The sequence below is a fragment of the Actinomycetes bacterium genome (assembly GCA_036000965.1).
Taxonomy (GTDB): Bacteria; Actinomycetota; CALGFH01; order CALGFH01; family CALGFH01; genus DASYUT01.
On the sequence record DASYUT010000303.1, the window covers coordinates 1 to 10,866 of the forward strand.

Below are 10,866 nucleotides of genomic sequence, written 5' to 3' on the forward strand. Positions count from 1 at the left end.
CGACTCGAGCGCCTTGGCGGCGACGCCTTCGCCCTCGTGGATCAACCCGAGCAGGATGTGCTCGGTGCCGATGTAGTTGTGGTTGAGGAGTCGAGCCTCCTCCTGGGCGAGCACGACCACGCGTCTCGCCCGGTCGGTGAACCGCTCAAACATGGGGCCTCCTTCCCGCGGCGTGCCGGTGCTGCCGCTCAGCCCCGGGACGCCGGGGAAGCCCGGACCGGACACCGCAGTCCATCGGACGCCATCATGCTCGATGCGACAGACCGAGGTCACCCCTTCTTGGCCGCATGGCGCTCGACCGCGAGGTCGACCAGGCGGGCGACCAGGTCGGAGTAGGAGAGCCCTGACGCCTTCCACAGCAGCGGGAACATGCTCTTGGGGGTGAACCCCGGGATGGTGTTCACCTCGTTGAGCAGCACCCGGTCGGCCGCCTCCTCGTAGAAGAAGTCGACCCGGGCCAGGCCCTCGCAGCCGAGCGCTTGGAACGCGCGCACGGCCAGGTGGCGGACCTGCGCCGCCACGCCGTCGGGGACCGGGGCGGGGATCAGCAGCTTCAGGGACTCGTCCTGGTACTTGGCCTCGAAGTCGTAGAACTCGTTGCCGGGCACGACCTCGCCGACCAGGCTCGCCTCGGGCGCGTCGTTGCCGGTCACGCCGCACTCGAGCTCGCGTGCGGGCACCGCCTGCTCGACCAGGACCTTGCCGTCGTGGGCGAGCGCGGCCTCCATGGCCGGGGCGAGGTCGTCGGCGGTCTTGACCTTGGTGATGCCGATCGAGGAGCCGAGCCGGGACGGCTTGACGAACACCGGGAAGGTGAAGCGCCCAGCTACATCGGCGGCTACCCGGTCCGGGTCGGCGCGCCAGGCCCGCTCGTGGACCACCAGGTAGGGCGCCTGGGGCAGCCCGGCCTGGGCGAACACCACCTTGGCCATGGCCTTGTCCATGGCCAGGGCCGAGGCGAGCACGCCGCTGCCGACGTAGGGGAGGTCGGCCAGCTCGAACAGGCCCTGCACGGTGCCGTCCTCGCCGTAGGGGCCGTGCAGGATCGGGAACACGACGTCGACTGCGCTCCCCGCGCCCCCCACACCCCCCGAGGGCCCTCCCATGGCGGTGAGCGCGGACGAGCGCCGCTCGGGCCGGAGCGCCACCGCCGTGCCCGACGCCTCCACTTCGGGCAGGGCGCCCTCTGGCGCGGTCAGCTCGAGCGGCGAGGTGTCGGGCAGCATCCACGACCCGTCGCGGGTGATGCCGATCGGCACCACCTCGAAGCGCTCGGGGTCGAGCGCCTCCATGACCGAGCGGGCCGAGACGACCGACACCTGGTGCTCGGCCGAGCGGCCGCCGTACAGGATCGCGAGCCGGACCTTTCGTGTGGTCATGCGACCTCCAGAGCGTGGATGGAGTCCTCTCGTGCGGTCAAGCGACCTCCAGGGCGCGGGTGAAGTCCTCGAGCAGGTCGTCGGCATCCTCCAGCCCGGCCGACACCCGCACCATGCCCTCGCCGATGCCGGCCGACGCCAGCGCCACGGCGTCGAGTTGCCGGTGGGTGGTGGAGGCGGGATGGGACACGAGCGTCTCGGGCCCTCCGAGCGACGGGGCGAGCCGGGCCACGGAGGTCGCCTCGATGAACCGCCGCCCGGCCTGGCGGCCGCCGGCGAGGTCGAAGGAGAGGAGCCCGCCGTAGCCGTCCAGCAGCCGCGCGGCCACGTCGTGGCTCGGGTGGCCGGGCAGCCCCGGCCAGTACACCCGCTCGACCTTCGGGTGTGCGGCCAGCAGCCCGGCGAGCGCGCCCGCGTTGCCGGTGTGGCGCTCCATGCGCAGCGGCAGCGTCTTCACGCCCCGCAGCACCAGCCAGGCCGCGAACGGGTCGGGCGAGGCGCCCAGGTCGATCATGGTCCGCCAGGCGCGGTCGTGCAGGCCGGCGTCGGCGAACAGGGCCAGGCCGCCGACCACGTCGCTGTGGCCGCCGAGGTACTTGGTGGCCGAGTGGACCACGACCGCGGCGCCGTGCTCGATCGGCCGGCACAGGTACGGCGACGCCACCGTGTTGTCGACCACCAGGGGGATCCCGGCGGCGCCGGCCACTTCGGCAAGCGCCGGCAGGTCGGCAACGGCCATGGTGGGGTTCGCGATCGTCTCCACGTACACGGCGCGGGTGGTCGGCCGCAGCGCGGCCCTGACCGAGCCCGGGTCGGTCGCGTCCACGAACGTGGCCACGATCCCGAGCCGGGCGGCCACCGACGACAGCAGCGAGAACGTCCCACCGTAGAGGTCGCGCTGGACGACCAGGTGATCGCCGGCGGCGGCCAGGCAGAGCAGCACGGTCGCGATCGCGCCCATGCCCGACGCGGTGGCCATGCCCTGCGCGGCAGCTTCCAGGCCGGCGACTGTGGCTTCCAGAGCCCATGTGGTCGGGTTCTCATAGCGGGTGTAGACGAACCCCTCGCGGGGCTGCCGGAGCGCGTGCGCATACCGGTCGGCGTCGTCGAACGCGAACGCCGACGTCTGCCAGATCGGCACGGCCAGCGGCAGCTCGGCCGGGACGGGCACGCCGGCGCCGTGCACGGCCCGGGTGGCGAAGCCCCGCCCGGGTCCGGGTCCTGCGCCGCCCGGGTGGTCGCGCCACGGGCCGGCCTGGCCGGGGGTGGCGGGCATCGCTCGTCCCTCCTCTCGAGGCCCGAGCCGGCCGGGGCGACCGCATCGCTCCTTAAGTAGTCCGGGGGACGGGCCAAGTAGTCCGGGGGACGGGCCGGCTCAGGTGCTGGCTGGCGCGGACTCGTCCCCTCCCCCGCCGTCCGGGCCGCCGCCGGGGAGCCTACCAGCGCCCGCCCGGTCGGGCGCCCCGCCCGCTCCAGGCGGGGCCGCTGGCCCGCTCCCGCGCCCGGCCGCTGGCCCACTCCCGCGCCCGGCCGCCTCGGTCGCCCGCTCCAGCACCCGGGCCCGGAAGCGCCTGCCCTGCTCGGCCCCGCGCACACCCCGCACCCGCCTGGCCCGCCCCTCCCTGGCCACCAGGCGGGTACGGCCGCCGCTGATCTCAACCGCTGACAGCTCCTCGTAGCGCCAACGCCGCGCGCCGGTGAGGCCGTGCGCGGCGACCCCGTCGCCGTCCAGCTGGACCTCCCACACCCGCGCCCGGAGGGCGGCCACGGCCAGGCTGTAGACACTCAGCGCCGTCCAGAGAAGCGCGGCGACCACCAGCGAGGCGCCAACGCCCGGGTTGGCGTCGCCAACGAGCTGCGCGCAGCCGAACAGCACCAGCGCCAGTGCAGCCTCGAGCAGCCCGCTGGCCACGGCATGCACCACGCCGCCGGGACGGAACCGCTCGACCTCCCCGGAGCGCGGCTCCCCGGAAGGCGCGGCTCCGGGTCCGGGCGCGCCCGCGGTGGCTGGGTGCTCCGCCTGCCCGGCTCCGGCTCCGGCTCCGGGTCCAGGTCCAGGTCCAGGTCCGGCCCCGGGTCCGGCTGCGGCTTCGGCTGCGGGTCCGGGTCCGGCTCCGGGTCCGGATCCGGCTGCGGGTCCAGGTCCGTCCGGCCGGGGTCCGGCGGTGCTCCGGGCCGGTGGTCGGGGAGGTGGCATAGCGTTCCCGCGTGGTCGGTCGGCGATCAGGGCGGCAGGCTCTTGTCTGCCTGGCGCCGAAGGTACCAGGCCGGCGGGGACCATCCGGTGCGCGCCTCGGCGACCAGGCCGCCGATCGCCTCCATCACCCGGTCCCGGGCCGCGTTCACCTCTTCGAGCGACGAGTCCGGATTCAGGCCGAGGTCGAGCGGTGGGCCCGCCCGGATGACCACCCGGATGCCGCGCCGGAACGGGCCCATCTTGCCGCGCGTGAACAGCAGATGCGCGCCCCACATGCCCACCGGCACGACCGGGGCGCCGGTGAGCGCCGCGAGCCGCGCCACGCCGCTCTTGGCCGGCATCGGCGAGAAGTCGGCGTTGCGGGTGGTGGTGCCCTCCGGGTAGATCGCCACCGCCACCCCCTCCCGCATCGCCTCGACTGCAGCGGCAAGCGACCTCGCCGCGTCGCGGCTCTCCCGCCAGACCGGGATCTGCCCGGCCCCGCGCATGAGCCAGCGCATCACCGGGTTGCGGAACAGCTCCGCCTTGGCCAGGAAGCGCACCTGACGCCCGGCCGAGTCGATGAACACGCCGAGGCAGAGCGGATCGAAGTACGACACGTGGTTGGCCGCGATGATGACCGGGCCGCGCGACGGGATGTGGAGCGCGCCCTGCATGTCCATCCGGACCCAGAACCGGATCACCGGTGGGACCACTGCCTTGGCGAGGGCGTAGACCGGCAGCCAGCGGCGTGTGCTCATTCGCGGATCGTACCTTTTCGCGGATCGTACCTTGTCCGGCTGGCCGTCCGGCTGGCCGTCCGGCTGGCCGTCCGGCTGGCCGTCCGGCTGGCCGTCCGGCTGGCCACGCACGGGGCACCGCTGGTCTCGGTCCGCCCAGGACGCCCGGCGCTGCTATCGTCGGCGCGTGCCGACCCCGCTCGTCCCCGTGAAGGCTCTCGCCCAGGCGAAGGGCCGGCTCGGTCCTGCGCTCACCCCGATCGAGCGCCGCCTGCTCACCATCGCGATGCTCGAGGACGTGGTCGCCGCCGTCCAGGCCGCCGAGGGCCTGGGCCGGCCCGTGGTCGTCTCCCCCGACCGAGAGGTCTGGCGCCGCGCCGACGCGATCGGCTGCCGGGTCGTCAAGGAGGACGTCGGGCTGGACGTCGGGCTGGACGTCGGGCTGGACGGCGGTCTCAACGCCTCGCTCGCGCGCGCCGCCGCGGCCGCCCCGCCTGGCGATCCACTCGTCGTCGTCGCCGCCGACCTGCCCCTGGCCACCCCGGACGCCCTCGCTCGCGTCCTGGTCACGGCCGGGACCGCCCCGGTCGTGGTGGTACCGAGCCGCGACCGCACCGGGACCAACGTCCTGGCCTGGCGCGACCCGGCCTCGTTCCGCCCCGCCTTCGGGCCGGGCAGCGCCAGCCGACACCTCGCCCTCCCGGGCGCGGTCCGGGTCGACGAGCCCGTGCTCGCCCTCGACGTCGACGTCGTCGACGACCTACGCGCGGTGGCCGCCCGCGTGGCCCCGGCCAGCGTCACCGGCCGCCGCCTGCGCGACCTCGGCCTGCCCGCCCGCCTCGAGCAGGCTGGGTGACCAGACTCCGGTATCCTTCGCCGGCGACCGGCCGATGGCGGCGACGGCTCCGGGGCTTACGCTCGCCTGAAGCGCGCGAAGCCCCCCGGAGGGACAGAGGAGAGGCCCGATGCTGCAGGGGACCGTCAAGAGCTTCGACCCCGAGACCAAGGCTGCCGTCGTCCTCACCGACGCTCGGGTCGAGTATGCCGTCCCGCCCGAGGCCTTCGGCCGCTCGGGCCTGCGCCTGCTCACCATCGGGCAGCGGGTCAAGTTCCGGGTCGAAGGCGAGGGCGAAGGGGCCAGAGTGACCTACGTGAACATCCTGACGCTGCCCGACCCGGAGTAGACCAGGCCAGCTCCCCCGACGCCACGAGGCCCCCCGGGGATGCCACAAGGCCCCGCCGCCACAAGGCCCCAGGCCGCTTCCCGGACGCCACAGGGCCCCCCCAGGTCCCCCGGCCCGCCCGCTCCCCGGATGCTGCGAGGCCCCGCCAGCTCCGCCAGCGGGGCCTCGCAGCGAGACGCCGAGCTACTTCTTGCGCGAGCCGGCCTTGGCCGGAGCCTTCGCGCTCGAGGTGCTCCGGGCCTTCGAGGCCGCGGCGGTCGCCTTGGAGGCGGACGCCTTGGAGGCGGACGCCTTGGCCGGCTTGGCCGCGGCCTTACTGGCGGACCTCTTGGCCGACGCCTTGGTCACGTCGCTCCGCGAGCTCGCCTTCGGGGCGGTCAGCTTCGGGGCAGCCGCCTTCCCGCTCACCACGTCCTTGAACCCCTGCCCGGCCCGGAAGGCAGGGACCTTGGTCGCCTTCACCTTCACGGCGGTACCGGTGCGCGGGTTCCGCGCGGTGCGAGCCTTGCGATCACGGCGTTCGAAGGTGCCGAACCCCACCAGCGACACCCGGTCGCCCTTCTTCACGGCGATCTGCGTGTGCTGGATCAGGCTCGCGAGCACTTTGTCGACGTCAGCCCGAGCCACCTCCGTGTGCTTCTGGATTGCGTCGACCAGCTCCTTGCGGTTCAAGGGCGCCTCCTTGCCCAATAGGGGATTGTTCCCCACCTAGGACGGACCCCCGTAGCCCTGTCCCCTTTCGGTCGTGCATGCTAAAGACGCTTTTATCCGAGGTCAACAACTCTCCCGACTTTTCAATCCCTTGCAGCGCAAGGAGTTGCCCTCCCGGACCGGCCGGGACTGTACGCGAGCCGAAATAGGGGCAGCCGTCGATGGCCCAATTCCCTGGTGTTTGCGGCCTGTCCGCCCTGTTCGGACGCGATGGCACCGATCCCATGGGCGCCGGCGAGCCCTTGCCCGGCAAAGGATTTCGGTGATCACAAGGCTCGCGGACCGGCCAAAGACCGGTAGCAATGGCATTTCGCAAAAGGGGAGGTATCGGGCATGCTCGAGCTCCGGCCAGGGCCACGCCTCCCCGGCAACAGGCCACGCCTCCCCGGCAACGGGCGACATCTCCCCGGCAAACGGGCGACATCTCCCCGGCAACGGGCGACATCTCCCCGGCAACGGGTCACGCCTCTTTGATCGGGAGCCAGAATTTGACCGTGGTCCCACGCCCCGGGTGGCTGTCGACGCGGTACCAGCCGCTCGCCATGGTGGCCCGCTCGCGCATGCTGGTCAGACCGAGGTGCCCGGGCCGGGGGTTGGCCTCGGCCTGGTCCGGCTCGAAGCCGACCCCGTCATCGGTGACGGTCACCAGCAGCCCGCCCTGCACCTCCTCGAGCCGGACGTCAACCCGGGTCGCGCGGGCGTGCATGCGCACGTTGGTGAGCGCCTCCTGCGCGATGCGGTAGGCGATCACGCGTACCTCGGCCGGCGGCTCCTGCCCCAAGTCGTCGTGGAGGGCAGCCTGGAAGCCGCCCTGCCCCGCCGTCTCGGCCAGGTACTGGCGCAGGGCCGCGCCCAGCCCGACCTCGTCGAGCACGGCCGGGCGGAGGTCGAACACCAGCGTGCGCAGCCGCTCCAGGCTGGCCGACAAGGCCGTCTCGGCCTCCTCGAGGCGTCGGCGCTGCTCGGGCTCGTAAAGGCGGTCGCGGAACAGGGCGAGCCGGAGCCGGGCGGCGGTGATGGCCTGGATCGCATCGTCGTGGATATCGCCGGCGATGCGGCGCCGCTCCTCCTCCTGGGCCCGGACCATCCGGCCGAGCAGCCAGCGGCGCTGCTCGTCGAGCCGGACCAGGCGCTCGTGCGCGTGGTGGCGCTCGGTGACGTCGCGCAACATGACCACCCGGCCGGTCTCCTGTCCGCCCCGGTCCCGCAGCGGGGCGGTGGTCAGCTCGTGGCGGCTTTCGCCGAGGACGACCTCCTCGGGCAGGGTCGGGTCGTCGGCCCGGTCGAGTACGAACGACTCAACCTCGAGGAGCGCCTCGACCCGGCGGCCGACCGCGTCGGCGGCCGACACGCCCAGGGCTCGCTCGGCGGCCGGGTTCAGCTTCACCACCCGCCGGTAGGGGTCGAGCACGAGCACCCCGTCAAGCACCGTCTCGAACACCGAGCTGCGTGCGATCGGGGCAAGGTCGAGTAGTCGGAACCGGAAGATGCCCCACACCAGCACGGCGCCGGTCAGGACGAACAGGAACGGCGTCGGCTCGACCCGCCCGAACGGGCCGACGTTCAGGTTGTGCAGGACGTTGGCGACGCAGGGCAGCAGCACGGTGGCGATCAGCAGCATGCTCTGGCGCCAGTAGAGCCGCGACACGCGCGTGAGCGTCCACACGAACAGCGCCGTGCAGCCCCACACGAGCAGGTTGGCGTAGACCAGGAAGGGCCAGAACAGCGGGCCGACCTGGGCGATGGCGTCGGGATCGCCGACCGCCGCGGGCGGGTAGTAGCGCACCAGGTCGTGGGTGGCCTGGTTGGCGAGCAGCACGACCAGCGCCACGGGCGGGACCGCGAGGGCGGTCAGCGTGTGCCGGTTCACCAACCGGCCCCGGCCCGTGTACTGCATGATGAACGCGAACCAGGCCGGCGGGAGCAGGCAGATGCCGAGGTACTTGGCGTCGCCCCAGAGCAGCTTGGTGGACAGCTCGGTGGCCCCCAGCTCCAGGGAGTAGGCCAGGCTCCACCACCCGGCGGCGGCCAGCACCACGGCCAGGCTGGCCCCGGCCGACGCCTGGCGGCGGCGCCAGGCGTAGTAGGCATAGCTGGCCAGGCAGGCGCCGCCTGCCAGCGCGAGCGCGCTGAACCACCAGTGCCAGCTCACGCCGACGTCCTTTAGAGCCGAATGACCGTTTTTGACGAGGTAGCGAATCATACGTGATTCGCGGCGCTCACAGGAACCGCCCCAGCTCGGGGCGGCGTGCGGCCCCGCTCATGCAGGGGCCGAGACGCGGGCGGACAGGGGGCTGCGGGCGTCGACAGCCTCCACGACGCCACCCGCGACCTGCTGCGCAGCAGCGCCAGTCGAGTCCGCCTGAAGAGGCGTAGGTCACCTGCTGGGTGGGCAAGGACGGGACGACCGTCAGGACCGCGAGCGCGAGGAGGCATCCGATGTCCCAACGCAGCGCCGAGGTCAAGCTCGACCCACTGCCGCAGTCGGCCGGCCGTGCCCGGCAGTTCGTGCAGAGGACGCTCGGGACCTGGCAGGTGGTGGCGACGACCGTGGAGACGGCCGTGCTCCTGGCCAACGAGCTGGTCACCAACGCGCTCCGCCACGGCCGGGGCAGGGTCGCCTTGCGGGTGGAGAAGCGGCGGCGCTCGGTGCGCGTGAGCGTGCACGACGCCGACCCGCGCCCGCCCCGCCCTGCCGCACCGGACCCGGAGGCGGAGAACGGCCGGGGCCTGCGCCTGGTCGAGCTGCTGGCCGAGCGCTGGGGCACCGAGCCGGTCCCGGGTCACGGCAAGCGGGTCTGGTTCGAGCTCGGCCCGACCTGACCAGCCGCCCGGGCTGCCGCCGGCCATCCCTGTCCTGGCTGGCAACGTCTTTCTATCCAGGGAGCGGCGGCCCCGACTGGGCGAGATGAATGGTGCGGACCGTCTCAATCGTATCCGCGTCGTCCGCCCCCTTGTCGGGCCGGTAGCGCAGGACGCGGGCGAAGCGCAATGCGAGCCCGCCCGGGTAGCGGGGGCTTACCTGCAAGCCGTCGAATGCGACCTCGACGACCAGCTCCGGCCGCAAGCGGACCATCCATTCGTTCTGCTCGACCGCAAGCTCCAGGAATCGCTCGGTCTGCCAGGCAAGCAGCTTGTCGGTAAGGCCCTTGAAGGTCTTGCCGAGCATTACGAACCCGTCGCTCTCGGAATCGCGAGCGCCGAGGTGCAGGTTGCTCAACCAGCCGCGCCGCCGACCGTGGCCCCATTCAGCCGCGAGCACGACCAGGTCCAGCGTGTGGCGCGGTTTGACTTTGAGCCAGCCGCCACCGCGCCGCCCTGCTTCATAGGGCACAGCGAGCGACTTCACCACGACGCCCTCATGGCCGCGGGCAAGGGCGTCCTGCAGGAATGCCGCGGCTACCTCCGAATCACCAGTCACGATTCGGGGTATCCGTAGTGCTTCCGGGACAGCGGCAGTGAGCGCGTCGTTCCGTTCCGCGCCTGGCCGGTCGATCAGGTCCTCGTCGTCGAGATGGAGCACGTCGAACAGGAATGGGGTCAGTGGCAGCGAGCCTCGGAGCTCATCTACCCCAAGTCGACTGCCAATCCGGCTGGCCGTCACCTGGAACGGGTGGGGCCGACCGTCCGCCCGCAGCGCAATGGCCTCGCCGTCCAGCACGATGGAGCGTACGGGCAGCGCAAGCGCCGTTTCGACCAACTCCGGCACCCGCGCGGTGATGTCGTCCAGCGTCCTGGTGAAAACCCGTACCTCACTGTCAGCGCGATGGATTTGCACCCGACCGCCGTCGAGCTTCCATTCCAGCGCTGCTGGCCGAATTCGCTCTAGCGCTACGTCGACGCTCTCAGCCGTTTGGGCGAGCATTGGCTGAAGCGGCCGGCCGACCTGAAGCCGGAATGACCGTAGCCCGTCGACACCTTGGGATAGCGCCGCTTCGGCAACCGCGCCGAGCGCGCCGCGTAGCATGAGGGCGCGCCGGACCTCAGTACCCGGGATGCCAGCCGCTCGGGCGATGGCCTCAGCCATGACGCCCTCAAGCGCGCCTTGGCGCAGCTCGCCCGAGAGCAGACGGCGGAGGAACGCTTGCTCGGTGGCGGTCGCTCGCTCGAACAGATCAGACAGCAGTCGGCGTCGCTCGCGCTGGGAGCCAGGGCCGGCCTGCCGCCCGATCCGGTCAAAGGCGGCGTCAACCTCGGTAAGGGTGAGGGAGGGGTGCGCAGCGGGCGCCGGAGCGTCCCGCAGCGCCGCATACCCGACTCCGATCTGGCGCTGCCGTAGCTCGCCGGAGAGGAACGCGACCGCTACGTCCACCTCGTTGGCGTCGAGACGGCGCAGGCAAGCGGCCAGCCGGTCGACCTTGGCCAGCCGGGCAGCGGTCGACGCGACAGTATCCGACGTCTCAGCAAGCTCAACGAGCAACATGGCCCCATTGTGCCCCTACGCTCCGCCGCGTCGGCCGTGTCCCGCGCCGCGCGCGCCCGGGCGAGGCTCGCGCCGGCGGCGACAGTGGTCGGGCGCCGGCGCGCCGGTGTCCGGCGCTGCGCCTTGACGCTATCCATCCCCTCTGGTTAGCTTCCCCGTTGTTGTCCGCATTGTCGGTCGTACACGTACGGCGGACCGTCCACCAGCACCGGGGGAGGCCATGTTGGGCTGGGTACGTGCCCGCGTCGCGGCT

Annotated in this window: 11 protein-coding genes; 3 read left to right on the top strand and 8 right to left on the bottom strand. The window is 72.7% G+C overall.

Features of this window, described 5'->3' with window-relative positions; genetic code table 11:
- The 5 genes from VG276_26815 to VG276_26835 all read right to left on the bottom strand — a co-directional run.
- Nucleotides 1–153: Clp protease N-terminal domain-containing protein (locus VG276_26815; GenBank protein HEV8652902.1), on the bottom strand; the 153-nt coding region annotated here is incomplete at its 3' end.
- 116 nt (nucleotides 154–269) lie between these two features.
- Nucleotides 270–1,379, bottom strand: a complete 1,110-nt coding sequence (locus VG276_26820; GenBank protein HEV8652903.1) for a D-alanine--D-alanine ligase family protein — start codon at nucleotides 1,377–1,379, stop codon at nucleotides 270–272.
- Nucleotides 1,380–1,416: 37 nt separating this feature from the next.
- Nucleotides 1,417–2,655, bottom strand: a complete 1,239-nt coding sequence (locus VG276_26825; protein ID HEV8652904.1) for an aminotransferase class I/II-fold pyridoxal phosphate-dependent enzyme — start codon at nucleotides 2,653–2,655, stop codon at nucleotides 1,417–1,419.
- A 99-nt stretch (nucleotides 2,656–2,754) separates the two neighbouring features.
- The gene (locus tag VG276_26830) at nucleotides 2,755–3,291 is read right to left on the bottom strand and encodes a hypothetical protein (GenBank protein ID HEV8652905.1); all 537 of its coding nucleotides are present in this window, start codon (nucleotides 3,289–3,291) and stop codon (nucleotides 2,755–2,757) included.
- Nucleotides 3,292–3,602: 311 nt separating this feature from the next.
- Nucleotides 3,603–4,316, bottom strand: a complete 714-nt coding sequence (locus VG276_26835) for a lysophospholipid acyltransferase family protein (GenBank protein HEV8652906.1) — start codon at nucleotides 4,314–4,316, stop codon at nucleotides 3,603–3,605.
- A 166-nt stretch (nucleotides 4,317–4,482) separates the two neighbouring features.
- Between VG276_26835 and cofC the strand changes: the two genes are divergently transcribed.
- Together cofC and VG276_26845 are read left to right on the top strand one after the other, a co-directional pair.
- On the top strand, nucleotides 4,483–5,151 hold the full coding sequence (gene cofC, locus VG276_26840) for a 2-phospho-L-lactate guanylyltransferase (protein ID HEV8652907.1): 669 nt from the start codon (nucleotides 4,483–4,485) through the stop codon (nucleotides 5,149–5,151).
- A 109-nt stretch (nucleotides 5,152–5,260) separates the two neighbouring features.
- Nucleotides 5,261–5,479 carry a hypothetical protein gene (locus VG276_26845; GenBank protein HEV8652908.1) on the top strand — a complete coding sequence of 73 codons (219 nt, stop codon included), beginning with the start codon at nucleotides 5,261–5,263 and terminating at the stop codon, nucleotides 5,477–5,479.
- A 183-nt stretch (nucleotides 5,480–5,662) separates the two neighbouring features.
- On the opposite strand, the gene VG276_26850 is transcribed toward VG276_26845, so the two are convergent.
- The gene (locus VG276_26850) at nucleotides 5,663–6,151 is read right to left on the bottom strand and encodes an HU family DNA-binding protein (protein ID HEV8652909.1); all 489 of its coding nucleotides are present in this window, start codon (nucleotides 6,149–6,151) and stop codon (nucleotides 5,663–5,665) included.
- A 499-nt stretch (nucleotides 6,152–6,650) separates the two neighbouring features.
- Complete coding sequence (locus tag VG276_26855) at nucleotides 6,651–8,342, bottom strand: histidine kinase N-terminal 7TM domain-containing protein (protein HEV8652910.1); 1,692 nt, start codon at nucleotides 8,340–8,342, stop codon at nucleotides 6,651–6,653.
- A 287-nt stretch (nucleotides 8,343–8,629) separates the two neighbouring features.
- On the opposite strand from VG276_26855, the gene VG276_26860 reads away from it, so the two are divergent.
- Nucleotides 8,630–9,013 carry an ATP-binding protein gene (locus tag VG276_26860; protein ID HEV8652911.1) on the top strand — a complete coding sequence of 128 codons (384 nt, stop codon included), beginning with the start codon at nucleotides 8,630–8,632 and terminating at the stop codon, nucleotides 9,011–9,013.
- A gap of 52 nt (nucleotides 9,014–9,065) precedes the next feature.
- Here the strand turns inward: VG276_26860 and VG276_26865 are convergent, their stop codons facing one another.
- Entirely contained in the window at nucleotides 9,066–10,613 is a 1,548-nt protein-coding gene (locus VG276_26865; protein ID HEV8652912.1) for an ATP-dependent DNA ligase, read from the bottom strand.
- Nucleotides 10,614–10,866: the final 253 nt, after the last annotated feature.